Origin of the sequence: Streptomyces sp. NPDC057287 (assembly GCF_042667905.1) — a bacterium.
In the GTDB taxonomy this organism is placed as follows: Bacteria; Actinomycetota; Actinomycetes; order Streptomycetales; family Streptomycetaceae; genus Streptomyces.
In genome coordinates this window covers 19,296-44,063 of sequence record NZ_JBHUYV010000030.1, presented here as the reverse complement: position 1 = coordinate 44,063, position 24,768 = coordinate 19,296, and the positions used below count along the sequence as shown (strand labels likewise).

General features: G+C 71.0%; 25 protein-coding genes. 13 read left to right on the top strand and 12 right to left on the bottom strand.

The features are described from left to right. Positions 1 to 101: 101 nt before the first annotated feature. The 6 genes from ACFUNE_RS36300 to ACFUNE_RS36275 form a co-directional block, all read right to left on the bottom strand. A complete protein-coding gene (locus ACFUNE_RS36300) occupies positions 102 to 1,178 on the bottom strand; it encodes a hypothetical protein (protein ID WP_383577030.1) in 1,077 nt (358 codons plus the stop codon). Continuing rightward, entirely contained in the window at positions 1,178 to 1,861 is a 684-nt protein-coding gene (locus tag ACFUNE_RS36295; protein ID WP_383577028.1) for an RNA polymerase sigma factor, read from the bottom strand. Before ACFUNE_RS36295 ends, ACFUNE_RS36300 begins: the two co-directional genes overlap by 1 nt. A gap of 272 nt (positions 1,862 to 2,133) precedes the next feature. Continuing rightward, positions 2,134 to 2,709 carry a hypothetical protein gene (locus ACFUNE_RS36290; protein WP_383577026.1) on the bottom strand — a complete coding sequence of 192 codons (576 nt, stop codon included), beginning with the start codon at positions 2,707 to 2,709 and terminating at the stop codon, positions 2,134 to 2,136. A 117-nt stretch (positions 2,710 to 2,826) separates the two neighbouring features. Then, positions 2,827 to 3,333 (bottom strand): hypothetical protein, encoded by a 507-nt coding sequence (locus tag ACFUNE_RS36285; RefSeq protein WP_383577024.1) that lies wholly within the window; start codon positions 3,331 to 3,333, stop codon positions 2,827 to 2,829. 74 nt (positions 3,334 to 3,407) lie between these two features. Continuing rightward, positions 3,408 to 4,157: a DUF4328 domain-containing protein gene (locus ACFUNE_RS36280; protein WP_383577022.1), complete on the bottom strand. Its 750-nt coding sequence runs from the start codon at positions 4,155 to 4,157 to the stop codon at positions 3,408 to 3,410. A 182-nt stretch (positions 4,158 to 4,339) separates the two neighbouring features. Further along, positions 4,340 to 5,935, bottom strand: coding sequence for a family 20 glycosylhydrolase (locus ACFUNE_RS36275; RefSeq protein WP_383577020.1), 1,596 nt, complete (start codon positions 5,933 to 5,935; stop codon positions 4,340 to 4,342). A gap of 372 nt (positions 5,936 to 6,307) precedes the next feature. Here ACFUNE_RS36275 and ACFUNE_RS36270 point away from each other — a divergent pair, with 372 nt between their 5' ends. The 7 genes from ACFUNE_RS36270 (at position 6,308) to ACFUNE_RS36240 (ending at position 12,126) form a co-directional block, all read left to right on the top strand. Next, complete coding sequence (locus tag ACFUNE_RS36270) at positions 6,308 to 6,868, top strand: 2-oxo-4-hydroxy-4-carboxy-5-ureidoimidazoline decarboxylase (protein WP_383577086.1); 561 nt, start codon at positions 6,308 to 6,310, stop codon at positions 6,866 to 6,868. Between the two features lie 166 nt (positions 6,869 to 7,034). Further along, complete coding sequence (gene sdhC / locus ACFUNE_RS36265) at positions 7,035 to 7,415, top strand: succinate dehydrogenase, cytochrome b556 subunit (protein ID WP_383577018.1); 381 nt, start codon at positions 7,035 to 7,037, stop codon at positions 7,413 to 7,415. Between the two features lie 5 nt (positions 7,416 to 7,420). Beyond that, positions 7,421 to 7,903: a succinate dehydrogenase hydrophobic membrane anchor subunit gene (locus ACFUNE_RS36260; protein WP_383577016.1), complete on the top strand. Its 483-nt coding sequence runs from the start codon at positions 7,421 to 7,423 to the stop codon at positions 7,901 to 7,903. A gap of 30 nt (positions 7,904 to 7,933) precedes the next feature. Then, the gene (sdhA, locus tag ACFUNE_RS36255) at positions 7,934 to 9,688 is read left to right on the top strand and encodes a succinate dehydrogenase flavoprotein subunit (protein ID WP_383577014.1); all 1,755 of its coding nucleotides are present in this window, start codon (positions 7,934 to 7,936) and stop codon (positions 9,686 to 9,688) included. Next, positions 9,688 to 10,455, top strand: coding sequence for a succinate dehydrogenase iron-sulfur subunit (locus ACFUNE_RS36250; protein ID WP_383577012.1), 768 nt, complete (start codon positions 9,688 to 9,690; stop codon positions 10,453 to 10,455). The genes sdhA and ACFUNE_RS36250 overlap by 1 nt, the downstream gene beginning before the upstream one ends. Before the next feature lie 173 nt (positions 10,456 to 10,628). Next, positions 10,629 to 11,219 carry a hypothetical protein gene (locus ACFUNE_RS36245; protein ID WP_383577010.1) on the top strand — a complete coding sequence of 197 codons (591 nt, stop codon included), beginning with the start codon at positions 10,629 to 10,631 and terminating at the stop codon, positions 11,217 to 11,219. 136 nt (positions 11,220 to 11,355) lie between these two features. Next, positions 11,356 to 12,126 carry a TetR family transcriptional regulator gene (locus ACFUNE_RS36240; protein ID WP_383577008.1) on the top strand — a complete coding sequence of 257 codons (771 nt, stop codon included), beginning with the start codon at positions 11,356 to 11,358 and terminating at the stop codon, positions 12,124 to 12,126. Here ACFUNE_RS36240 and ACFUNE_RS36235 read toward each other — a convergent pair. The 3 genes from ACFUNE_RS36235 to ACFUNE_RS36225 form a co-directional block, all read right to left on the bottom strand. Then, complete coding sequence (locus ACFUNE_RS36235; RefSeq protein ID WP_383577006.1) at positions 12,113 to 13,666, bottom strand: ABC transporter substrate-binding protein; 1,554 nt, start codon at positions 13,664 to 13,666, stop codon at positions 12,113 to 12,115. The genes ACFUNE_RS36240 and ACFUNE_RS36235 overlap by 14 nt on opposite strands. 141 nt (positions 13,667 to 13,807) lie before the next feature. Continuing rightward, positions 13,808 to 15,136, bottom strand: a complete 1,329-nt coding sequence (locus ACFUNE_RS36230) for a metallophosphoesterase (protein ID WP_383577004.1) — start codon at positions 15,134 to 15,136, stop codon at positions 13,808 to 13,810. A gap of 54 nt (positions 15,137 to 15,190) precedes the next feature. Beyond that, positions 15,191 to 15,436, bottom strand: a complete 246-nt coding sequence (locus ACFUNE_RS36225) for an SCO4848 family membrane protein (RefSeq protein WP_383577002.1) — start codon at positions 15,434 to 15,436, stop codon at positions 15,191 to 15,193. A 121-nt stretch (positions 15,437 to 15,557) separates the two neighbouring features. On the opposite strand from ACFUNE_RS36225, the gene ACFUNE_RS36220 reads away from it, so the two are divergent. Next, positions 15,558 to 16,802: a D-alanyl-D-alanine carboxypeptidase family protein gene (locus ACFUNE_RS36220; RefSeq protein WP_383577000.1), complete on the top strand. Its 1,245-nt coding sequence runs from the start codon at positions 15,558 to 15,560 to the stop codon at positions 16,800 to 16,802. Here the strand turns inward: ACFUNE_RS36220 and ACFUNE_RS36215 are convergent. Further along, positions 16,750 to 17,685 (bottom strand): YihY/virulence factor BrkB family protein, encoded by a 936-nt coding sequence (locus ACFUNE_RS36215; protein ID WP_383577084.1) that lies wholly within the window; start codon positions 17,683 to 17,685, stop codon positions 16,750 to 16,752. The genes ACFUNE_RS36220 and ACFUNE_RS36215 overlap by 53 nt on opposite strands. 128 nt (positions 17,686 to 17,813) lie before the next feature. Here ACFUNE_RS36215 and ACFUNE_RS36210 point away from each other — a divergent pair, with 128 nt between their 5' ends. Continuing rightward, positions 17,814 to 19,160 carry an FAD-binding protein gene (locus ACFUNE_RS36210; protein ID WP_383576998.1) on the top strand — a complete coding sequence of 449 codons (1,347 nt, stop codon included), beginning with the start codon at positions 17,814 to 17,816 and terminating at the stop codon, positions 19,158 to 19,160. 212 nt (positions 19,161 to 19,372) lie between these two features. Then, a complete protein-coding gene (locus ACFUNE_RS36205; RefSeq protein ID WP_383576997.1) occupies positions 19,373 to 20,131 on the top strand; it encodes a decaprenylphospho-beta-D-erythro-pentofuranosid-2-ulose 2-reductase in 759 nt (252 codons plus the stop codon). Positions 20,132 to 20,341: 210 nt separating this feature from the next. Here the strand turns inward: ACFUNE_RS36205 and ACFUNE_RS36200 are convergent, their stop codons facing one another. Next, a complete protein-coding gene (locus ACFUNE_RS36200) occupies positions 20,342 to 20,932 on the bottom strand; it encodes a 2'-5' RNA ligase family protein (protein ID WP_383576995.1) in 591 nt (196 codons plus the stop codon). A gap of 90 nt (positions 20,933 to 21,022) precedes the next feature. Further along, positions 21,023 to 22,036: a tryptophan--tRNA ligase gene (gene trpS / locus ACFUNE_RS36195; protein WP_383576993.1), complete on the bottom strand. Its 1,014-nt coding sequence runs from the start codon at positions 22,034 to 22,036 to the stop codon at positions 21,023 to 21,025. Positions 22,037 to 22,081: 45 nt separating this feature from the next. Between trpS and ACFUNE_RS36190 the strand changes: the two genes are divergently transcribed. From ACFUNE_RS36190 to ACFUNE_RS36180, 3 genes are all read left to right on the top strand, one after another. Continuing rightward, positions 22,082 to 22,822, top strand: a complete 741-nt coding sequence (locus tag ACFUNE_RS36190) for an RNA polymerase sigma factor (RefSeq protein WP_383576991.1) — start codon at positions 22,082 to 22,084, stop codon at positions 22,820 to 22,822. Then, on the top strand, positions 22,797 to 23,672 hold the full coding sequence (locus ACFUNE_RS36185; protein ID WP_383576989.1) for a hypothetical protein: 876 nt from the start codon (positions 22,797 to 22,799) through the stop codon (positions 23,670 to 23,672). Before ACFUNE_RS36190 ends, ACFUNE_RS36185 begins: the two co-directional genes overlap by 26 nt. Before the next feature lie 285 nt (positions 23,673 to 23,957). Continuing rightward, positions 23,958 to 24,623, top strand: coding sequence for a hypothetical protein (locus tag ACFUNE_RS36180; protein ID WP_383576987.1), 666 nt, complete (start codon positions 23,958 to 23,960; stop codon positions 24,621 to 24,623). Positions 24,624 to 24,768 lie beyond the last annotated feature (145 nt).

Sequence of the window (24,768 nt, the reverse complement as noted above, 5' to 3'; positions counted from 1 at the left end):
GTACGGGGGGAACCCCGGCTCGTCGCGCGGCCGATGACCAGTCGGCACTCACTACTGCGCCGGAACACCGAAGAACGTTACAGCTGGCGCGTTCGTGCAGGTCAGCGCGTTGCCCGGGAGAGGGGCGAGGAGCCCGCGGCGGGCGCCGGCTGCCGGTCGGGGCCGCCCTGCTCCACGCCGTCCTGCTCGCTCTCCGCGGCCTGTGTGCGGAAGGTGATGGAGGGAAGAGAGCCCTCGCCGTCCCCGGCGCCCGTTCCGCCGTCGTCCCCGCCGTCGCCCCGGCCGTCCTCGTCCCGCCCGCCGGTGCGGCCGTCCGCGTCCAGGAGGCGGTCGCAGAAGCGGTCCAGGTTCGCCGCTCCGTCGGCCAGTTCGAGGAGCCGGTGCTCGTCCTGCCGGCTCAGGGAGTCCGCGCGGTAGTCACGGCAGGCCCTGACCGACTTCTTGTAGACCTCGGCCGGGGATCTTCCCGGAGTCTCCCGGCCGCCCGTGCCGTCCTGGGGGGCGTCGCCACTGTCCCGGGCCTCGTCCCCGCCGTCCTGACTGCCGCCGTCCTGCCCGGTCGGCCCATCGCTCCCGGCCGTCCCGCCGTCCGCGCCGTCGGGCACGTCCGGCACCTCCGAGGGCGGCGGAGGGGCGGGCACACCGGCGGTGACGGAGGGCAGCGGCGAAGGCCCACCCGCGTCGGGCACCTCCGCGCCGAGCTCCTCGGGAGAGGCCCCCGCCGAGACGGACGTGGCCGGAACCGGCGAGCCGTGGCCCCCGAACGGCGCGGGAAGCACACCCGTGCCCGCGGCGACCGCGACCCCTCCGAGCGCGCACCCGACGAGCGAGACGGCGAGGCCGTAGCGCACCGGGCGGGTCCAGCGCGGACGCCGGACCGGGGCCGCGGGCTTCCCGATCCGTACCGTGTGCAGAGCGTCCTGCTGCCCCGCACGTCCTGCGGGGCTCGCCGCAGCCGCTCTCCTCCCGCCCCGGGACGCCTCACGGAAAGCGGCCAGAACAGCGGCCTCACCGGGCAGTTCGTCACCGGACGGGGCCGCGGTCCGCAGCGCGACCAGCGCGTCCTGGAGCCGCCGGGCCTCGGGTTCCGCATGATCGTCGACGGGCCCGACGGGCTCGCCGCGGAGCAACTTCTCCGCCACGTCCGCGTCGAGCCACTCGTGCTGCTCGTCGGCCATCACATGTCCTTCTGCGTCCACGGACGCGAATGCGTCACACCGGCCGGCGCCGCCGCACCCTGCCTGCCCGGGCGCTGCGCGGGTACGGCACCGAGCTCCGGGCCGGGCGCCGGAATCTCGTCCTCCGGGCCGGGGTCGGCACCGACCAGCTCCGCCAGCCGCTTCAGTCCGCGGTGGGCGGCGGTGCGCACCGCTCCGGGCCTCTTGCCCAGGGTCCGGGCCGCGCTCTTGGCATCGAGCCCGATCACCACGCGGAGCACGACCGCCTCGGCCTGGTCCTGCGGCAGCTGCGCGATGAGCGACATGGTGCGTCCGGTGGCCAGCGATTCCAGCGCCTCGCCCGCCGTGTCGGACTCGGCGGGTTCACCGGCCAGTTCGCTCTCGTCACCGCCGATCGCCGGGCGCCTGCCTCGCATCCGCAGGTGATCGAGCGAGCGGTTGCGCGCTATCCGGGCCGCCCAGCCGCGGAACCGGTCGGCGTCGCCGCTGAACCGGTCGAGGTCGCGCGCTATCTGCAGCCAGGACTCGGACGCCACGTCCTCGGCGTCCGGTTCACCGACCAGCGTCCGTATGTAGCCCACAAGCCGCGGGTGCACAGCGCGGTACACAGTCCGGAAGGCGTCCTCGTCCCCGTCCTGTGCCGCGAGCACCGCGGCGGTCAGCTCCGCGTCGTCCCCCAGCACTCCCTCAACCCGCCCTGCTGATCCGAATCGTAGCTGGTCACCACTACTGCGCCACCCTGCGTGACTCAGCACGCTACGTGGTCGGACGGTGCCCCGTCCATGACTTGTACAACCCGCAACTGTCTCCTGACGCAGTGCGGTGTGACAGAAAACGCACCTGTGGCGCTGAGATGAGTACGGGGCCGCTCTGCGGCCCTGTGGAAGACGGCCGGGGCCTCTCCTGTGGGGGGTGGCGGCCCCGGTCGTCGTCCCCTCCCTCCCGTGACGCCACTTCAGGGAGACGACACGGACCGGCCGCGGCCCCGGGCACGGCGGGACATCACCGCGCGCAGCACCCGGCGGCCCTCGGTCGACAGGTCCAGGACACGGCGCAGGCCGGCGCCGCCGCCCGGCGTGCCGGCGGTCTCGGCGAGGGTCTCCAGGATCAGGGCCTGCCGGCGGAGTTCACCCGCGACGAGCGGACCGCCGTCCGCGGGGCCGGAGCGCCCGGGCGTCTCCGTGCCGCCGGCCGGGACGTCGCACTCCCGGTGGACGTCCAGGGCGAGGTGCGAGCAGGCGTCCGCCCACGCGCGCAGCGGCCCCGCGGCGAAGTCCCGGGGCGCGGCGCCGAGCAGCGCGCGGACGCGGGCCGCGACGGCGTCGCTCTCCGCGGCGGCCTCCAGCGCCGCGTGCACGCCGTCGAGCCGGGCCGCCCATTCCGCTCCGCTCTCGCAGCTCGCCCAGAGCGGGCGCAGCGGCTCCGGGTCGCCCCCGGCCTCGGGCGGAGGGAGGCAGCGGTCCAGGCAGGCGAGCCCGCTCGCCGCCAGACCTCGTCCGTCGGCACCGGCGATCAGCTCCACAAGACTCATCGTCGCCTCCCCCATCGGTCCATCGGTTCCCGGGAGCTCACCGCTTCCCGCTTACCGCGTACTGCGCCAGATGGCTGAAAAGCGTCACTCTCCCGACACGGAAGATCACAACGGGACTCAGCCGGACAGGCTCTCGATGCCCAGACGGTCCAGAAAAGCGAAGAAAAGTTCCTCTGCGGACCATGCGGGCTGCTCGATACGGAGCAGTTCGAGCAAGGGCCCTTCGAGGACACCCCGACCGGTTTCGGCCGCCCACTCCACCGCCCGGGCCGCCGCGTCCTCGGGTGGCAGGAAGAAGTCCTCGATCGTCGTGCCGTCGCGGTCCAGATGCGCCGCCATCGGCGCCCTGCCGAGGCAGGCGTACCAGGACCCGCTGTGCGGCGCCGCCGCCTCGACGGCCACGCAGACGCCGTCCATGACGAAGCCGAGGAGGACGGGCGCACGCGCGGCGTCGGCGAGTGCGGTCATACTGCCGAGCGAGGGCTCCGTGGGGTGGGACCAGACCTGCCAGCCGTCCGCGCGGTACTCCCGCAACGTCAGCCGCTCGCGCGCGTCACGCAGCGCGGGGTGGCCGATGAGCGGCTCCCCGCTGCGGCCCACCAGATACAAGCCCCAGAAGCCCACGTCGTGCTCCCCCCGCGGTCCGGGCTGCCATTCTTCCCGCCCGGCACCGCGGGGAAGCGCGAAATCGGGTCAACTCAGACCGGCGCCGGTCCGGTCTGCACGGGGGCGGAGAGCGGGGTCACGCCGAGGGCTGCGCGCTCACCCTGCATCCGGGTCAGCTTCCGCACGAAGAGGATCGCGAGGACGGCGGCGGCGATGTCGAGGCCGTCGGCCGCCATGACCAGGGTCACGGCGCCTGCGACCTCGGACAGCTCGGCCTGGTCATAGGTCTTGGAGGCGAACCGGGTGAAGAGGGTCGACACGACCCACAGCGTCCACCAGAGATCGAGCGGGACCTTGGAGACCGTGCGCCAACTGCCGTCCGGGTGCGTCTGCGCGCTCGCCGCCCAGACCCCGGCGGCGACCCGGCGCGGCAGCCAGAAGTTGGCGAAGGGGATGAACCAGCCGCCGATCGCCCAGCCCGGGCGCATGGGTTGCAGACCCGCGTCGAACACCTCGGCGTTGATCCGTACCCGGTGGAACCAGATGATGAAGACGACGGCAGTGGCGAGCACCGCCAGCAGCTGGAGACCGCCGGCGACGCCGTGGAGGATCTCGGCGCGATCGGCCGTGGCGGGGTCGAACGGCGCCGATTCCCCGAGGCCGGCGAACTCGTTCCGGACGTTCAGTCCCGCCACGAGCGCCGACACGTCGGTGGCGACGACGGCGCCGAGCAGCACGACCACCGCCCTGGCGAGCCCTACGGGTGACCGCAGCCGGTACCCCGCTACCGCGGGCGGGGCCGGAGTCGCGGCCGTCGGTCCGTTCGGCGGTGAGGGATACATGGCCGCGCAGCGGGTGCAGCGCCCCCCGGCCGACGCGATCGGTCTCAGTCCGCATCTGGTGCACATCATGATGTGGAGCCCCCCGGGCTTCGTCGGTGACGCATGAGCCGCGCACCCCTCCCCGGGGTGCGCGGCTCGCGGAACCTAGCCCTTCGCCGTGATCATGTCCACGGAGATACGCGTCAGTCCGACGAATCGACCTCGTCGGCCAGTGTCTTGAATTCGGCCCAGCTCAACTCGGGCTTGCCCGGGTCCCACAGCTTCTGGGAGACCGCGTTGAGCGGCATCCGGATGCCGGCCGCCACCTGGGCCTGGGTCTGCGCGTTCGGGAAGTCGCCCCAGACCGCGAACCGGCCGCCCAGGATCTGCTTCGACCAGCGCTCGGCCACCGGCTCGGTGCCGCGCAGGACGAACGGGGTCCACTGCTCGTAGATGCGCTCCCCCGTCGGGTACGTGAAGTCGTTGGGCTCGCCCAGCACGTAGTAGAGGTACTCGTCGTTGAGGTTGATCACCTTGCGGCCCTCGGCCAGGTAGTCCTGGGGCGGCCGGGCGCCGATCTCCTTGCCCGTCCAGTACTCGACCTCGATGCCCTTGTTCCCGGTGACCGTCCCGCCGCTGAAGAAGCCGTCGTTCCACGCCTTCGGGGTCTTCTCCGCCTTGCGGATGACCGCGGCCCGGTCGTTCAGCCAGCCCTCCGCCAGGTCCTGGATCGAGGCGTCGTCGCCGTACTTCTCCCGCGCGGCCGCGGCCAGCTGCGGGAAGGAGGCCGCCGGGTCGCTCACGGTCAGCGCCTGGTACTCGTCCGCGCCGACGTGGAACCAGTCGCCGGGGAAGAGCGCCGCGTACTCGCCGAGCAGGTCGTCGACGATCTTTGCCGACTCCGCCTTCGAGATGTCGACGGCGCCCTTCCGTGCGACGCCCTGCGTGTCGGTCAGCTGGAGGTCGGGGTGGGCACGCAGCACGGCGCCCAGGTGTCCCGGGGAGTCGATCTCACCGACGACGGTGATGTGGAGGCTCTGGGCGAGCTTCACGATCCGTCGCACCTCGGCCTTGCTGAGGTGGTCCTCGGAGACCACCTCGGGATGCGTGTCGGACTCGATCCGGAAGGCCTGGTCGTCGGAGAAGTGGAGGCCGAGCTGGTTGAGCTTGAGGTCGGCCATCTCGTGCAGCCGGTCCTCGATCCATTCCGCGCTGTAGTGCTTGCGGGCGATGTCGATGTTGAGTCCGCGCTGCGGCCGGTCCGGGGTGTCCCGCACCGTGCCCTCGGGCATGGAGCCGTCGGCGTTCAGGGACTGCTTGAGGGTGCGGGTCCCGTAGAACACCCCCGCCTGGCCGGGGCCGCTGATCGTGACCCGGTCGCCCGCGGTCCTCAGGGTGTACGACTCCGGGCCGCCCTTGCCCGAGGCCGCGAGCGCCAGCTCGACGTCGCCGGAGCGGGGTGACTTCTCACCCCGATAGCCGATCCTCAGCTCCTTGGCGAGCAGCTTCGCCTCGTCGGCGAGCTCGGGGTCGGCTGCGACGACCGTGCTGTCCTTGTCCGGTTTCCAGCCGGGCCCGCGTGCGGCGGTGTGCTCACGCACCGCGGGTATGGTCCGCGGCGTCGTGGAGAGCGGGTAGCTCCGGGTGGGGGACGGTGAGGCGGAGGTGCGGGACGAGGCCGACGCGCCGTTCCCGGCGCCGGAACCGGAGTCCTCGGGCCAGACGACGACGGTCAGGGTGACTGCGGCGGCTACCGCGACGGCCGCACCGGCCACCAGGGGTGCACGTGAGGGCGACATCGGTCAGAAACCTCCGGATCGGGGGAGAAACAGTTCAAAGAAGATGAGAAAGCCGGGCATTTCACCCACTGATTCGTCCATCAAGCGTTCCGAAACTCTCCCGTCCGGGTGAATTTCTCGCATCCTTCGGCTGTGCGTCGCCGGGCCTCGCTAGCGTGAGGACACACAGGAATCAGTCCTCACTCCCGCCTCCGCACAACCTCGTCGCTCTCCGACCCCTCTCCAGGGTCACAGATGTCATTCATTCGAGGAGTCCCGCTGTCCAGGTCCAGCGAGTCCCACGCCGACCTGCCGAATCCACCGCAGCAGGCAGGCCGGACGGCCGTTCCCGTCCAGTGCCGGGGCACAGCCCCGGCCCTTCGCGAGGCCCCGGTGGAGGCCCCCGTTCCGGATCCAGTGTCCGCGAGTACACGCGGGTATGCCCACTCGAAGGGCCTCGCCCGCTTCAACGCCTGGCCCCGCGACCTGGCCGAAGCCGCTCTGCTGGAGTGCTGCGGCAGCAGCCGCTGGGCGCAGCGGATGGCGGCCCACCGCCCCTACCCGGACCTGGAGACGCTGCTGGCCGCCGCCGACGAGGCGGGCTACGACCTGGCGCCCCCGGACCTCGCGGAGGCCCTCGCCGCGGAGAGCGCGCCCTGCCTGCACCACGACGCTCCCCGCGCCGCCCACCTGGCTCTGCACGCCGCGCACGCCGCGTACGAGAGCCGGTTCGGCCACGCCTTCGTGATCTGCCTCGACGGCCTGCGCCCCTCCCAGCACGTCGACCAGGTGCTGGCCGCGATCCGGACCCGGCTGGCGCACGATCCGGACGAGGAGCGCTGCCTCGCCGCGGAGGAGATGCGCCGACTCGCCCGGGGCCACATCATCGAGCTGGTGACGGAGGCGGGCATGGCGCCCGACCCGTTCCCCCCGGTGGCATATGACCCCAGGTAGCCCGTCCGTGCCTGTTTGACTGCAGCTTTGATCACACCAGAGGCCCCGCCGCCATGGAACCGACAAAGCGTCGCTACGATGGCCAGGGCCGGTGGACCGTACCCGGCCGGGTCAGACCGACAGTCAAGCCGGCCGACCCCAATCCCCGCTCCCGGAGGGTTCTTCCGTGCCGGCTGGAACGCTGTACCGCGGCCGGGAAGGCATGTGGTCCTGGGTGGCTCATCGAGTCACCGGTGTCCTCATTTTCTTCTTCCTGTTCGTACACGTCCTTGACACGTCACTCGTACGTGTCTCCCCCGAGGCGTACGACGAGGTCGTGGCCACCTACAAGACCCCGATCGTCGCGCTGCTCGAGTACGGCCTGGTGGCCGCGATCCTCTTCCACGCGCTGAACGGTCTCCGCATCGTCGCCGTGGACTTCTGGGCCAAGGGCCCGCGCTACCAGAAGCAGATGCTCTGGACCGTTCTGGGTATCTGGATCGTGCTGATGGTCGGGGCCCTGTACCCCGTCCTCGGCCACGCCGTACGCGAAGTCTTCGGGAGCTGAGGCCAATGTCCACCGAGACTCCTTCGTCGTCGGCGATCGGTGACGTCGAGGCCGTGAGCCTCTACGACATCGACAACCCGGCCCCGGTGATCGAGCCCCCGCGCAAGCGCACGGGCAAGACCCCCAAGGGCTCGCGCACGAACTTCGAGATGTACGCCTGGCTCTTCATGCGCCTGTCGGGCATCGTGCTGGTCGTCCTGGTCATCGGCCACCTGCTGATCCAGCTGGTGCTCGACGGCGGCGTGTCCAAGATCGGCTTCGCCTTCGTCGCAGGCCGCTGGGCCTCGCCGTTCTGGCAGGTCTGGGACCTGGCGATGCTGTGGCTCGCCATGCTGCACGGCGCCAACGGCCTCCGTACGGTCATCAACGACTACGCCGAACGGGACAACACCCGCTTCTGGCTGAAGATGCTCCTGTACACCGCCACGGTGTTCACCGTCCTGCTGGGCACGCTGGTGATCTTCACCTTCGACCCGAACATCCGCTAGGCGCCGGGACAGAGGGACCAGAGGAAAACCATGCAGATCCACAAGTACGACACCGTCATCGTCGGCGCCGGCGGCGCCGGCATGCGCGCGGCCATCGAGTCGACGAAGCGCAGCCGCACCGCCGTGCTGACGAAGCTCTACCCCACCCGCTCCCACACGGGCGCGGCGCAGGGCGGCATGGCCGCCGCGCTCGCCAACGTGGAGGAGGACAACTGGGAGTGGCACACCTTCGACACGATCAAGGGCGGCGACTACCTGGTCGACCAGGACGCCGCCGAGATCCTCGCGAAGGAGGCCATCGACGCCGTCCTCGACCTGGAGAAGATGGGCCTGCCGTTCGGCCGTACGCCCGAGGGCAAGATCGACCAGCGCCGCTTCGGCGGTCACTCCCGCAACCACGGTGAGGCCCCGGTCCGTCGCGCCTGCTACTCGGGCGACCGCACCGGCCACATGATCCTCCAGACGCTGTACCAGAACTGCGTCAAGGAGGGCGTGGAGTTCTTCAACGAGTTCTACGTCCTGGACCAGCTGGTCGTCGAGGAGGACGGCGTCAAGAAGTCCGCCGGCGTCGTCGCCTACGAGCTGGCCACCGGCGAGATCCACGTCTTCCAGGCGAAGTCGGTCATCTACGCCTCGGGCGGCACCGGCAAGTTCTTCAAGGTGACGTCGAACGCGCACACCCTGACCGGTGACGGCCAGGCCGCCTGCTACCGCCGGGGTCTGCCGCTGGAGGACATGGAGTTCTTCCAGTTCCACCCGACGGGCATCTGGCGCATGGGCATCCTGCTGACGGAGGGCGCCCGCGGTGAGGGCGGCATCCTCCGCAACAAGGACGGCGAGCGCTTCATGGAGAAGTACGCGCCTGTCATGAAGGACCTCGCGTCCCGTGACGTCGTGTCCCGCTCCATCTACACGGAGATCCGTGAGGGCCGCGGCTGCGGCCCCGAGGGCGACCACGTCTACCTCGACCTCACGCACCTCCCGCCGGAGCAGCTGGACGCGAAGCTCCCGGACATCACCGAGTTCGCGCGCACGTACCTCGGCATCGAGCCCTACACGGACCCGATCCCGATCCAGCCGACCGCGCACTACGCCATGGGCGGCATCCCGACCAACGTCCAGGGTGAGGTGCTGGCCGACAACACCACCGTCGTCCCGGGCCTGTACGCCGCCGGCGAGGTCGCGTGTGTCTCCGTGCACGGCGCCAACCGCCTGGGCACCAACTCGCTGCTCGACATCAACGTCTTCGGGCGCCGTTCGGGCATCGCCGCCGCCGAGTACTCCGCGAAGCACGACTTCGTCGAGCTTCCCGAGAACCCGGCGCAGCTGGTCCAGGAGCAGGTCGAGCGGCTGCGCAACTCGACGGGCACCGAGCGGGTCCACGCGCTCCGCACGGAGCTGCAGGAGTGCATGGACGCCAACGTGATGGTGTTCCGCACCGAGCAGACCATCAAGACCGCGGTCGACAAGATCGCCGAGCTGCGGGCGCGCTACCTCAACGTGTCCGTCCAGGACAAGGGCAGGCGGTTCAACACCGACCTGCTGGAGGCCATCGAGCTGGGCAACCTGCTCGACCTGGCCGAGGTCATGGCGACCTCCGCGCTGGCACGCAAGGAGTCCCGCGGCGGTCACTACCGCGAGGACTACCCGAACCGCGACGACGTCAACTTCATGCGCCACACCATGGCGTACCGCGAGGTCGCGGACGACGGCTCCGAGTCGATCCGGCTCGACTACAAGCCGGTCGTCACGACCCGCTACCAGCCGATGGAGCGTAAGTACTGATGGCAACCCCGACCCTGGAAAAGAGCGACAAGGCCGAGGCCGGCTTCGCCGACACCCCGTACATCACGGCCACGTTCCGGATCCGGCGCTTCAACCCCGAGGTCTCCGAAGAGGCCCAGTGGCAGGACTTCCAGATCTCGATCGACCCGAAGGAGCGTGTACTCGACGCCCTTCACAAGATCAAGTGGGAGCAGGACGGCACCCTGACGTTCCGCCGTTCCTGCGCGCACGGCATCTGCGGCTCCGACGCGATGCGGATCAACGGCAAGAACAGGCTCGCCTGCAAGACGCTGATCAAGGACATCAACCCGGAGAAGCCGATCACGGTCGAGGCCATCAAGGGCCTCACGGTCCTCAAGGACCTCGTGGTCGACATGGACCCGTTCTTCCAGGCCTACCGCGACGTCATGCCCTTCCTCATCACCAAGGGCAACGAACCGACGCGCGAGCGCCTGCAGTCCGCCGAGGACCGCGAGCGCTTCGACGACACCACCAAGTGCATCCTGTGCGCCGCGTGCACGTCCTCGTGCCCGGTGTTCTGGAACGACGGCCAGTACTTCGGCCCGGCGGCCATCGTCAACGCGCACCGCTTCATCTTCGACTCGCGTGACGAGGGCGGCGAGCAGCGCCTGGAGATCCTCAACGACCGTGACGGCGTGTGGCGTTGCCGCACGACGTTCAACTGCACGGACGCCTGCCCCCGTGGCATCGAGGTCACCAAGGCGATTCAGGAAGTGAAGCGCGCGCTGATCACGCGCCGCTTCTGACCCACGCGTCGCACCAAGAGGCCCCCTTCCGCACACGGACCGTGTGCGGAAGGGGGCCTCTTGGTGCATCGGGCGGGCCGGGACGGTACGGTCATGCGGAGCCGGTGACCGGCTCGCGTCTCCCGGTGCAGCACAGCACGGGAACGATGGCTTGATGGAGAACGGGGAACGTTGTGAGCGATCCGAATCCGTACGCGGACGACTCATACAAGTGGGGCCCGCCCCAGCAGCCGGGCAACCCGCCCACGATGCCGGACGGCCAGGGCTACGGCTACCCGGCGCCGGGCGCCACTCCGGCGTACGGCTATCCGCAGCCGCTGCCCGACTCCGCGGCGCAGCCCGGCCCCGGGTACGGCTACCCCGGCCCCGGTCAGCCGACCGAGCCCGGCTTCAACCTGCCGGCGCAGCAGGGCGGCGGCGGCGTGCCGATGCTCTCGCTCGGTGACATCACGGTGATGAACGACGGCATCGTGACCCCGTCCGGCACCCTGCCCCTCAAGGGCGCGGTGTGGACGGCGACCGACATGTCGCGCACCGAGGAGAAGATCCCGACGGTCGGCATCGTGCTGGCGATCGTCTTCGCGCTGTTCTGCCTCATCGGGCTGCTGTTCCTCCTGATGAAGGAGAAGCGCACGACGGGCTTCGTGCAGATCACGGTCACCAGCGGCGGGCGCCATCACCAGACGATGATCCCCGCGACGGGGCCCGAGACCTTCCAGTGGGTCATGGCCCAGGTCAACACCGCACGCTCGATGAGCGCCTGAGCCGAGGACGGGGCACTCGTCCCGCGCCTTGCCGTACCGGAGCGGGCCCTCACGGGCCCCTCGGCGTCCGGGCTCCCGCCACCGGCGTCCGGGCTCCCGGCTCCGGCGCGGGGATCTCCCGGTTAGCCTTGGGACCGTGGTGAAGCAAGAGAAGCACGTGGCGGACGCGGACCGTTCGAAGCCGGCCGGAGACGACCGGACGGCCGGCAGGTCCGGGGCGCCGAAGAGCGAGCAGACCCGCACCCGGATCCTGGAGACCGCGCTCCGGCTCTTCGAGGAGCGCGGGTACGACAGGACGACGATGCGGGCCATCGCCCAGGAGGCAGGCGTCTCCGTCGGGAACGCCTACTACTACTTCTCGTCGAAGGAACACCTGGTCCAGGGCTTCTACGACCGTCTCGCCGCCGAGCACGAGACGGCGGTGCAGCCCGTCCTGGCCGGGGACGAGGATCTCGCCGTACGCATCCGGGGGGTCCTGCTCAGCTGGCTGGACGTGGCCGGGCCGTACCACCGCTTCGCCGCGCAGTTCTTCAAGAACGCCGCGGACCCGGACAGCCCTCTCTCCCCCTTCTCGGAGGAGTCGGCCGCGGCCCGGGACGCGGTCATCTCGGTGCACGAGCGCTGCCTGGCGGGCTCCTCGGTCAAGGCGGACCCGGAACTGACCGCACTGCTGCCGCAGTTGATGTGGCTGATGCAGATGGGGCTGGTGCTGTTCTGGGTCTACGACCGCTCCGAGGGCACGGAGCGCAGCCGCCGGCTCGTCGAGCGCACCGCCCCGATCGCCGCCCGGGCGATCTCGCTCTCCCGCTTCCGGGTGCTGCGGCCGCTCGTGCGGCAGATCCACGACGTCCTGGTGGAGTTCCTGCCCGGGCGGACGTCCCGCGCGCGGGACGTCAGATCCAGCTGAGCTCCCACAGCCGCCAGATCCCGGTCCCGTCGGAGAGGTACTGGGACCCGGACACGGACTGCTTGCTGACGACGTAGTCCTTCTTCTGCCACAGCGGCACCAGCGGGACGTCCTCGCCGACCAGTTGCTGCAGTTCCTTGAAGTCGGCCGAGGTCCGGCCCCGGTCGCTGTACTGCTGCGTGGCCGCGATCAGCGCGTCCATCTTCTCGCTGGTGTAACCGTTGTGGAGCGAGTTCTCGCGGCCGACCAGAGGCTGGCTGAAGGTGTCCGGGTCCGGGAAGTCGGGGAGCCAGCCCACGGTGTACGCGTCGTAGTCGCCGGCCGCGTAGCCCTTCTGGAACGCCTGCCACTCCACGGCCTTCTCCGTGACCTCGAACAGCCCGTCCTTCTCCAGCTGGCGGACCAGCTCGGCGGACTCCTCCTTGTTGGCGTCGTCGTCGCGGTGGGCGAAGGTGATGTGCAGCGGAAGGACCACACCGGCCTCCTCCATCAGCGCCCTGGCCCGCTTCGGATCGGACTGCGGGTAGGAGTCGAAGAAGGGGGTGCTGTGCCCGATGTAGCCCTGCGGGATCAGCGAGTAGAGCGGTTCGACGGTGTTCCGGTAGACCTTGGTGACCAGCGGCCCGCGGTCGACGAGCCAGGCGATGGCCTGGCGGACCTTCTTGTCCGAGAGCGGCGAGCCGTCACGGACGTTGAAGACGAGGTTGCGGATCTCGGCGCTGTCCGCCTCGGTGACGCGCTGCTCGTCGGCGCCCGGGTCGAGCTCGGCGAGCTGCTCGGACGGAAGCTGACGGTGGGTGACATCGACGTCCCCGGCCTTCCAGGCGGCCTGGAGCGCCTCGGACCCCTCGAAGTAGCGGATGTCGACGGGCCCACCCGTCTTCTTCAACGCGCCCTTGTAGGCGGGGTTGGGCACCAGCTCCGCCCGGACACCGGGCTCGTACGACTTGAGGGTGTACGGGCCCGAGCCGTCGGCCTGGGAACCCGTACGGAGCTTGTTCTTCGGGTACAGGCTGGGATCGACGATGGACCCGGCGCCCGTCGCCAGCTTCTGCGGGAACGTCGCGTCCCGCGAGGACAGGTTGAAGGTGATCGTCCGGCCCTCGGACACGATGGTGTCGAGGCTGGGGAACAGCACCGAGGGACCTGCGTCGGCCTTGATCCTGAGCATCCGGTCGAAGGAGTACTTGACGTCCGCAGCCGTGATCTTGCGGCCGTTGGAGAAGGTCAGGTCGTCCCGCAGCTCGCACTGGTACGTCTGGAGCTTCTGACCGATGAAGCGGCAGCTCTTGGCAGCGTCCGGTTCCGGTACGACCGCGCCGGACCTGAAGGTCATCAGGGACTGGTAGAGGTTGCTGTAGATCGCCCAGGAACCGGCGTCGTAGGCGCCTGCCGGGTCGAGGGAGGTCACTTCGTCGGACGTGCCCACCGTGATCGGGGACTCGTTCACCTCGTCCGAGGGAAGCAGTTGCCAGGCGCCGACGCCTGCGATGACCAATACCGCCAGAATCGCGAGAATCCGTAGACGGATGAACCGCATTGCCGTGCTCCCTTGCCAACCCGCCCCCGGCTCGCGTGCATGGAGAGGCACCTCACCGCATCACGGCCGCATGTTCCCCGTCACTCAATCACACGATATTCACATATGGAAGGTCAGACTGGCACTTCACAGGTTTCGCACTCAGGCCTGCGGGGAAGCGAGTTGCACCACGGTGATGTCGGAGGGGGCGCCGACGCGTACGGGCGGCCCCCATGCGCCGGCACCGCGCGAGACGTACAGCTGGGTGTCGCCGTAGCGTTCGTACCCGGCGACGGTCGGGTTGGCGAGCTCGGCCACCAGATTCCCCGGCCAGAGCTGGCCCCCGTGGGTGTGGCCGGAGAGCTGGAGACCGACGCCGTACTCGACGGCGTCGTCGATGACGACGGGCTGGTGCGCGAGGAGGACCGAGGCGCGGCCGCGGTCCCGGTCACCGAGCGCGCGGGCGAAGTCGGGGCCCTGGCCCTCGCTCTCACCCGCGACGTCGTTGACACCGGCGAGGTCGAAGCCGGCGATCTCCACGCGGGCGTTCTCCAGCGGGTGCAGGCCCAGCTCGCGCACGTGGTCGACCCACTCGGCGGCACCGGAGAAGTACTCGTGGTTCCCGGTGACGAAGTAGCTGCCGTGACGCGCCTCGATCTGCGCGAGCGGCTCGGCCGCGGGGCCGAGGTCGGCGACCGATCCGTCGACGAGGTCTCCGACCACGGCGACCAGGTCGGGGCTGGTGGCGTTGATCGCGTCCACGACGCGCCGGGTGTGGGCGCGCCCCAGGATGGGGCCCAGGTGGATGTCGCTGACCATGGTGATGCGGAAGCCGTGGGCGGAGCGCGGCAGTCCGGCGAGCGGGATGGTGATCCGCTTGGTGCGGGGACCGCGCAGCACCCCGTAGGTGCCGTAGCCGACGGTGCCGAGCCCTGCGAGGGCGGCGGCTCCGCCGACCGTACGCGCGACGAACAGTCGCCGGGAGGGGTCGGCGACGGCCGGGGCCGTGACCTCGGGGCGCGGCGCCGCATCCGTACGGGTGCTGCCCGTGGCGGCTCCGGCGGCCTCGGCCGCGGCCCGGTCCACCTGCCCGGCGGCCGGATCCGCCGGCTGGTTCGCGTGCCCGTCGGCCCCGGCGCCGGACCGGTCCGTGTGCTCGGCCGCTCCGGCCCGGCGGGCGAGGAACCGGCGCAGCAGGGGCCGGGCGGCCTCTCCCACCAGCAGGGCGAGCGTCAGGTAGAGCAGGGCGGCCAGCCACAGGTAACCCGGCCAGGCGAGCACCTGCTGCAGCGGGAAGGGCACCCCCGCGCGGCTGGAGACCAGGGCCCCGACCGTCAGCAGCGGCAGCACGAAGGCGGCGACGGTGCCCACCCGGCGTGCGAGGCCGCCCTTCTCCGTCGTGTCACCGATCAGCCGGCGCCACACATACCGGTGCACTCCCGCGAGCAGCGCGAGAACCGCGGCCGCCACGAGTACGAAGACCACGATCACGTACGCTCCCCCGCTGTAACGATCTTGTCCGGACGCCCGCCCGCGCCCGGCGTGTCATCTGCCTTCGCTGCGCGAAGCCCTGACACCACGGAACCCGATGACCCCCACGGCCGTCCCCAGAAGAAACGAGGTGACGGCGAGCATGAGATGGACCCAGAAGTAGGCGGTCGGGTCGCCCGCGTCGTCGAACGCGAGCCCGCTGCCGTCCTTCCAGAGATTTTTGACAAAGGTGACCCAGATGACCCAGCTCCACGCTCCGAAGACGAGCAGGAACCAGGAGACGGGGCGGCTGAGCTTCATGGAATCAGTATCGCCGCCGCCTTCCCGCCCGAACGCCCGGGGTGGGCTGTCCCGGCGGTATGCACGGCGGGTCAGGCCATCCGTGTCCCCATCCTCGGCAACGCCCTGTACGTTTCCGACCGTGCCTGCTCTGAAAAAGACCGTAATGACGGTCCTCTCTGCCGCGTTGCTGTCCGTATGTGTCGTCAGTCCCGCGGGGGCGGCCGACAAGGACAAGACCGACGACAAACAGCCGAAGCCGACCGGTCAGATGTCGACCGTGGGCGGCAAGCGGCTGGGCGAGGTGGGCACCCAGGTCGACCTGGGACCGGGCGCCCCGGTCCTTCCCAAGGAACTCAGCGCGCGGTCCTGGATCGTCGCCGACGCGGAGGACGGGCAGGTGCTCGCGTCGCACAACGCGCACTGGCGGCTGCCGCCCGCCTCCACCCTGAAGATGCTCTTCGCCGACACGGTCCTGCCCGCCCTGCAGCCGAAGACGATGACCCACCTGGTGACCGAGGACGAGCTCTCGGGCGTCGGCGAGGGAAGCAGCCTGGTGGGGGTCAAGGAGGACTACTCCTACACGGTCCACGACCTGTGGCTCGGCGTGTTCCTGCGCTCCGGCAACGACGCGGTGCACGTGCTGTCCGAGATGTACGGCGGCGTGCCGGCGACGGTCGCCGCGATGCAGCGGCACGCGGAGGAGCTCCAGGCCCTGGACACGACGGTCGTCTCGCCGGACGGCTACGACGCGCCGAGGCAGGTCTCCAGCGCGTACGACCTGACGCTGTTCGCCCGGAGCGGCATGCAGAAGGCGGACTTCCGCGAGTACGCCGCGACGGCGACGGCGGAGTTCCCCGGCGGGAAGAAGAAGGGGAAGAAGCGGGAGTCCTTCGAGATCCAGAACACCAACCGGCTGATCACCGGTGACATCGGGGTGGATCCCTACCAGGGCATCGCGGGCGTCAAGAACGGCTACACCACGCACGCGGGCAACACCTTCACCGGCATCGCCGAACGCGACGGCAAGGTCCTCCTGGTGACGGTCATGAACCCCTCGTCCGAGGAGAGCCACGCCGTCTACAAGGAGGCCGCCCACCTGCTCGACTGGGGCTTCGCCGCCGAGGGCAAGGTGACCCCGGTGGGCGAGCTGGTGCCGCCGAAGTCCGCCGTGCCCGCGAAGGACACGACACCCGCCGCGGGGGCGGACAAGGCCGAGAAGAAGCACCCGGCAGCCGCGGCCGCCGCCGGACCGGCCGGCACCAACGGGGTATGGACGGCGCTGTCCATCGCCGGCGGAGCGCTGGTGGTCCTGGCAGGTGGGGTGTTCCTGGTCAACCGGCGCTGGCCGCTGCCCGACCTGGCTCGTCGCCTCCCCCGTCGCTGACGTCCGCACCCCTCCCGTCCACCGCCCCCTCGTCCTTGCTCGGTGTCGCCGTCCAGGCGGCACAGACCAGCAGCAGCTTCGCGCTGAAGTTGATCCACAGCAGGAGTGCGATCGGCACGCCGAAGGCGCCGTACATGCTCTTCGACGCGACATCCCGCATGTAGCTGCCCAGCAGCAGCTTGAGCAGCTCGAAGCCGACCGCGCCGACCAGCCCGGCCACGATCAGCCGGCGGCGCGGCGGCTCCACTCCGGGCAGGAGGGTCAGCAGGTAGAGCAGGATCAGGAAGTCGGCGAAGACCGCCACGACGACCGCGGCCAGCTGGAGCAGCACCCCGCCCACACCGTTCTCGGGGATGCCCAGGCGGTCGACCGTCCAGCCGATGGCCGTGGAGGCGACGGTCGAGACGGCGAGCGTCACGAGCACCGCGCCGCCGAGGCCGAGCAGCAGCCCGCCGTCCTTGAGCTTGCGGACGATCGGATTGCCCTCGTCCAGGTCGTCCTTCTCCCAGACGGCGCGCAGGCAGTCCCGCATCGAGCCGACCCAGCCGATGCCGGTGAAGAGCAGCAGCAGACCGGCGACCAGCCCGACCGTGCCCGCGTGGGCGACGAGGTTGTCGATACCGAGCTGGTCCGAGATACCCGGGACCTGGTCGGCCAGCTTGTCCTCGATCTTGTCGAGCTGCTCGGTGGAGAGCAGCGCGGCGCCGATGGCGGCGCCGACCGCGATCAGCGGGAAGAGCGCCAGGAAGCTGAGGAAGGTGATCGCCGCCGCGAGCCGGGCCCAGTGGACCCGGTCCAGCGTCTCGTAGGAGCGCCAGGCGTGCGTCTCCATGAGCCGTACGACGAACGGCCCGACGACGGGTAGTTTCTTCAGCCAGTCCATGACGTACGCGTACCCGTCCGGGCGCAGAAAACCGTTGTCCGGAGCCTCCCGGGACACCAATCACCCATTTCGGTGAGTGCTGTAACAAATCCACCAAAAGGGTTTTCTCGGGCGATACGGTCACAACCATGTCTGTCGACACGGTGTCCTTGACCGGCTGGGGCCGCACCGCCCCGACGACCGCGCTGCGGTTCCGCCCCCGTACGTACGAAGACGCCGCGGTCGCCGTACGGGGCCGCGGGCCCCGCGGGGTCGTCGCCCGGGGCCTCGGCCGCGCCCACGGTGACGCCGCGCAGAACGCGGGCGGATCAGTGGTCGACATGACCGCGCTGGACAGGATCCGCGCGGTTGACGCCGTCGCCGGGACGGTGGTCTGCGACGCCGGGGTGAGCCTGCACCGCCTGATGGAGACAGTGCTCCCCCTCGGCTGGTTCCTCCCCGTCACCCCGGCGACCCGCCAGGTCACCGTCGGCGGCGCCATCGGTTCCGACGTGCACGGCAGGAACCACCGGACGGCGGGCTCCTTCGCCCGGCACGTGCGGTCCCTGGAGCTGCTGACCGCCGACGGGGAGGTCCGCACGGTCCTGCCGGGCACCGACCTGTTCGCCGCGACGACGGGCGGCCTGGGGCTGACCGGAGTCATCCTCTCCGCCACGCTCGGGCTGCGCCCCGTCGCCACCTCACTGATGTCGGTCGACACCGCGCGGGCGGCCGATCTGGACGGTGCGCTCGCCCGGCTCGGCGCCTGTGGCGACCGCACCCCGTACGCCGCGGCCTGGATCGACCTCCTGGCACGTGGCAGGTCCACGGGACGGGCGGTCGTCACCCGTGGGGAGCACGCACCCCTGGACGCGCTTCCGGCGCGCGCCCGGCGCGCAGCGCTCGCCTTCCGTCCGGGGCAGCTGCCCGGAGCAGCCGCCCTCATGCCTGAAGGGCTGCTCGGCCGAACCCCGGCGGCGCTCCTGAACGAGCTCCGCTACCGGGGCTCCCCCGCCTCGCGGACCGGGGAGCTCCAGAGGATCTCCACCTTCTTCCACCCCATGGACGCCCCCCACTGGGTTCGTGTCCCCGGCAGATCCGGCTCCGTGCAGTACCAGTTCACCGTCGGAGCCGGCCATGAGGAGGCCCTGCACCGCATCGTCCGGCAGCTCACTCTGCGCCGGGCCCCCGCCTTCCACGCCGTGCTCAAGCGGTTCGGGGAAGGCGGTCCCGGGTGGCTCTCGTTCCCGGCGCCCGGCTGGACGCTATCCTTCGGGCTGCCGGCCGGTCTGCCCGGTCTGGCACGCCTCCTGGACGGGCTCGACGAGGAGGTGGCGGCTGCCGGCGGCCGAGTCTGCCTGGCGAAGGACGCGCGGATGAGACCCGGCCTGCTGGCCGCGATGTACCCGCGGCTGCCGGAGTTCCGGGCCCTGCGGGAGACGCTGGACCCGACGGGCGCCTTCCGCTCGGACCTGTCCCGCCGTCTCGCGCTCTGATCCGCCGCCCCTGTGTGCGGCCGTCCCCGGGGAGCCGTGCCGCTCCAGGGACCTGTCCGGTGCGTGTGTCATAGCCCTGTCCGGTGCGCGTGTCCCCCTTTCCGTTCACGGCCCGGGCCCGCCGCTTCTCCGCTCCCACCGGTGCCGCTCCATTCCCCTGCCATTCCTCCGTTCGCTTCGTGCTCTCCGTCATCCCCGCTAGGAGTTATCCCGTGAAGGACGCCTTCGGTGCCCCGCAGTCCCTGCTCGTTCTCGGCGGCACCTCGGAGATCGGCCTGGCCACCGCGCGGCGGCTGATCGCCCGCCGCACCAGGATCGTCCGGCTGGCCGGACGGCCCTCCCCCGCCCTGGAGCGAGCTGCTGCCGGGCTCCGCGAGCTGGGCGCCGATGTCCGTACCGTCGCCTTCGACGCGCTCGATCCGGCCTCCCACGAGGAGGTGCTCGGGAAGCTCTTCACGGAGGGCGACATCGACATGGTGATGCTGGCCTTCGGTGTCCTGGGCGACCAGGCCCGCGACGAGGAGGAACCCCTCTCCGCGGTGCGAGTCGCGCAGACCAACTACACCGGAGCGGTCTCCGCCGGGCTGGTGTGCGCCGGCGCACTTCAGGCGCAGGGCCATGGGTCGCTGGTGGTGCTCTCGTCGGTGGCCGGGGAACGCGCCCGGCGCGCCGACTTCATCTACGGCTCGAGCAAGGCGGGCCTGGACGCCTTCGCGCAAGGGCTCGGCGACGCGCTGCACGGGACAGGGGTGCACGTGATGGTCGTGCGCCCCGGCTTCGTGCGGTCGAGGATGACGGCGGGACGCGAGGAGGCACCGCTCGCCACGACACCGGGCGCGGTCGCGGACGCCATCGTGACGGGACTGAGGCGGCGCTCGGAGACGGTCTGGGTACCCGGGGCTCTTCGGGTGGTGATGTCGGTTCTGCGGCACGTGCCACGTCCACTGTTCCGACGGCTGCCGGTGCGGTAGGCCCCGTCCCGGCTCCCTCGGGACGGGGCGCCTGCCGATGTCAGGCGGGCGGGCGCTTCCGGGTGCGGGTGCGGCGCTGGACCGGAGCAGACCTTGTGCCCGGATCAGACCGGTGCCGGATCAGACCTTGTGCCGGATCAGACCGGTGCCGGTGACGGCCGGATCAGGCCTGACCGGGCCAGGCCTGACCGGATAAGACCGGTTCCGGGCTCAGGGGCGCAGGGACGGCTGGTCAACGGAGCTGCCGCCCTGGGCCGGCACGGCGGGCGCGCCCCCGCCGGCGCCGAACGGGAACTCGTTGATCTTGCGCCAGACGCCGTCCGCACCCTGTTCGTACAGCGCGAAGGACCCGCAGGTCCAGGCCGCCTCGTACGAGGAGAGCTCCTCGTAGGCACGGTCCATCGCCTCCTCCGCGATGCCGTGCGCGACGGTCACATGCGGGTGGTACGGGAACTGGAGCTCGCGCACCAGGGGCCCGGAGGCCTCCCTGACCCGCTTCTGGAGCCAGGAGCAGGCCGAGGCGCCCTCGACGACCTGGACGTAGACGACCGGCGAGAGCGGGCGGAAGGTGCCCGTGCCCGACAGCCTCATCGGGAAGGGGCGGCCAGCCGTGGCGATCTGGGAGAGGTGGGTCTCGATCGCCGGAAGGTCGCCCGCCTCGGCCTCGGTCGGCGGGAGAAGGGTGACGTGGGTGGGGATGCCGTACGCGGCAGGGTCCCCGAAGCTCGCGCGCCGCTCCTGGAGCAGGCTGCCGTACGGCTCCGGGACCGCGATCGAAACGCCAAGCGTTACGGTCCCCACATCGTTCTCCTCAATCGTCGAAGGTCGTTCTTCGGTCGTGCCGACGTCAGTGTGGCCCCTTCGGCCCTGCTCTCGCCAGGGTCCTTGGACTCAGTGCTTCGCGGGCAGAAGACCCATCCGGTCGTAGGTCTGCGCCAGGGTCTCGGCGGCGACGGTCCTGGCCTTCTCCGCCCCCTTGGCCAGGAGGGCGTCCAGGGTCTCCGGGTCGTCCAGGTATTCCTGGGTCCGGGTCCTGAACGGGGTGACGAACTCCACCATGACCTCGGCGAGGTCGGTCTTGAGCGCGCCGTACCCCTTGCCCTCGTACTTCTGTTCCAGGTCCGTGACGGCCGTGCCGGTGAGGGTGGAGTAGATGCTCAGGAGGTTGCTGACGCCCGGCTTCTTCTCCGTGTCGTAGCGGATGACGGTGTCCGTGTCCGTCACGGCGCTCTTGACCTTCTTGGCGGTGACCTTCGGGTCGTCCAGGAGGTTGATCAGGCCCTTCGGCGTGGACGCCGACTTGCTCATCTTGATCGCCGGGTCCTGCAGGTCGAAGATCTTCGCCGTCTCCTTGAGGATGTACGGCGCCGGGATGGTGAACGTCGGGCCGAAGCGGCCGTTGAAACGCTCGGCGAGGTCCCGGGTGAGCTCGATGTGCTGGCGCTGGTCCTCGCCGACCGGGACCTGGTTGGCCTGGTACAGGAGGATGTCGGCGACCTGGAGGACCGGGTAGGTGAAGAGGCCCACGGTCGCGCGGTCGGCGCCCTGCTTGGCGGACTTGTCCTTGAACTGCGTCATGCGGGACGCCTCGCCGAAACCGGTGAGGCAGTTCATGATCCAGCCGAGCTGGGCGTGTTCGGGCACATGGCTCTGCACGAAGAGGGTGCAGCGCTCCGGATCGAGCCCGGCCGCCAGCAACTGGGCGGCGGCGAGCCGGGTGTTGGCCCGGAGCTCCTTCGGGTCCTGCGGCACGGTGATCGCGTGCAGGTCCACCACCATGTAGAAGGCGTCGTGGGACTCCTGCAGCGCCACCCACTGGCGGACCGCACCGAGATAGTTGCCGAGGTGGAACGAGCCTGCGGTGGGCTGGATTCCGGAAAGCACGCGGGGTCGATCAGAGGCCATGAACTCATTGTCTCAGGTGTGGAACCGATCTCCGGCAACCGGTGTATGAAAGATGTGAGGACGCGGGAAGGGGCTCCGGAGCCGGGCCTGGAGGAGGGCCGCACCATCGACGACGGGGGCGGGGGCGGTGCTGTCGGGCGCGCCGGAGCGCCGTCCGAGGGCGGTGCCGACGGCGACGCCGAGGTGATCGCCCGGGTGCGCGCCGGGGACGCGGAGGCATACGCGCAGCTCGTGCGCGCTCACACGGGGGTCGCGTTGCGGGCGGCGGTCGCCTTCGGAGCGGGGGCGGACGCGGAGGACGTCGTACAGGCCGCCTTCTTCAAGGCGTACCAGGCCCTGGGGCGTTTCCGGGACGGCGCGCCCTTCAGGCCGTGGCTGCTGCGCATCGTGATGAATGAGACGAGAAACACGGTCCGCTCGGCAGGGCGTGCGCGCGCGGTGGTCGGCCGTGAGGCCTGCTACCAGGGGGCGGACCCGGTGATACCCGACGCGGCGGACCCTGCTGCGGTAGCTCTCGCGCAGGAGCGCAGGACGCTCCTGACCGCAGCGTTGGACGAGCTGGGTGAGGAGCATCGCCAGGTGGTGACCTGCCGCTATCTCCTGGAGATGGGCGAGGCGGAGACGGCGCAGGCCCTCGGCTGGCCCCTGGGGACGGTGAAGTCCCGGCTGAACCGTGCGCTGAAGAAGCTGGAGCGCCGCCTCGGCGGGCAGCTGGGCCCGGAGCGGGGCGAGCGGATCGAAGGGGGAGGAGGTGGGAGCGGTGAGCAGAGTGACGGACGGGGATGAGCCCGAGCGGCCCGAGCGGCCGGAGGACGGGCGGCGGGCGAGGCTGCGGGCCGAGCTGATGGCACTGGGCGGCGGGCTGGACGTGCCGGACACCGACGGCGCCACGATGGCCGAGCGGGTCCTGGCACAGATCGTCGCGGAAGCGGTGCCCACGCCCCGGCGAGAGTCCCCGGGGCGCCTGGAGCGGATCCGCGCATGGTTCCGCCGGCACCTCCGGGTCCTGGCCGCCGCCGTCTCGGGGCTGCTCGTCGTGCTGGTGCTCACGCCGCCGGTGCGAGCGGCGGTGGTCGAGTGGTTCGACTTCGGCGGGGTCGCGGTGCGGTGGGCCCCGGAGCCGCCGGACGCTCTTCCCGGTCAGGGGGCGGGAGGGCCGGACTGCGGCGTCCCGCTGCCCCTCTCCGAAGCGGCCCGGCGCGCGGGCTTCCGGCCTGTGGTGCCCGGCAGGCTGGGGCCACCGGCCTCGGCCGCGGTGACCGGTCTGCCGGACGGCCGGACGATGGTCACACTGTGCTGGCGGGAGGACGGGCGGACGATACGCCTCGACGAATTCGCGGCAGGCCTCGATCCGTACTTCATCAAACAGGTCCGCACCCGGCCGCAGTGGCTGGAGCTGGAGCACGGCGACGGAGGAGACGGCACCGCGGTCCGGGGCCCTTCGTCCGGGGCGTGGTTCGCGGAGCCTCACCTCCTGGAATTCATGATGGTCGGGAAGGACGGCGACCGCTGGGTCAGGAGCGAACGGACCGCCGGGCCGACCCTGCTGTGGATGCGGGACGGGCGGACGACTCTTCGGCTGGAGGGCGTGGACTCCGTGCAACGGGCACGTGAGATCGCCGAGTCCACGCTCTGAGCGGTCCGGTGAGGCCGGCCGCACCGGATGGAACCTCAGGCCCCCGGCCGGTGTATTCACGGCGACGCTGTCCGGAGAGGCCGGGCGGGTCGGCGGCGGGGGGACGACATGCGAAGGCAGCAGCAGCCGGCAGCAGTGCGCGGAGAGAGGTCCGGGAGGTCGGGGCCGGTGCCCGGAGCAGAGAGGTCCGAGAGGCCGGTGGCGGGAGCAGAGAGGTCCGGGAGGCCGGTGGCGGGAGCGATGGGAAGAATGGCGCGGTGGTCGCGTCGGGTGACCGTTCTCGCGGTGGCTCTCGGTCTGGGGCTGCTGCCCACGGCCGAGGCGTCGGCCGGCGGCTCGACGAGCGTCCTGCTCACCTCACCGTCGAGCGGCGAGGCCGCGGCGCTCGCGGGCTCCGATGCGAGATACGGCGTGCTGGAGAAGCTGCTCGGTCCGGAGGGCGTGGGCGAGCGGGCGCAGCCCTCGTCCTTGGACGGCTCGGTGGGCACGCGGCAGATCAATGTGACCTGGATGGCGCTCGATCTGCGGCCGGCCAGGACCGACCGGATATTTCCCGGTGAGGATCCGGGCACCGTCTGGATCCACACCGCCACCGGGGTCCCCGACACGTACAGAGGGCTGTGGCACCGGGCTGCCGAGCCGGAGAGGCTGGTAGCGCTCTTCGACGCACTGGGCCTGATGGGCCGGCCGGACGCTTCGAAGGCGGGGCCCGCCCTCTACCCGGAGCCCTGGGAGAGCGAGGGCCTGTTCGAGCGGGGAGACGGGCAGGCGCATCCGGCGGAGCGGGCTGCGGAGTCCCCGCCGGAAGACTCCGGGGCATCCGCGCTCCTGGACCACTGGTGGTGGGCGATACCCGGTCTGGCCGTGGGATCGGCGCTCACTCTGGCGGCCTTGCGGTCCGGAGCGGGCCGGAGGGAGCCCGGCCGGCGCCAGGAGCTCCTCGACGGCTGACCTCGGGTCGGTGCGGCGGAAGCGCGAGGGCGACCCCGGAGGGGCGGCCGCGAGGCGCGCCGCGCCCTGAAGGTTTCCCGGTCGCGAATCCGACCGACGATACAAAGTGGGCACCACCCACGCCCACGCCGCACGACGAACGGAG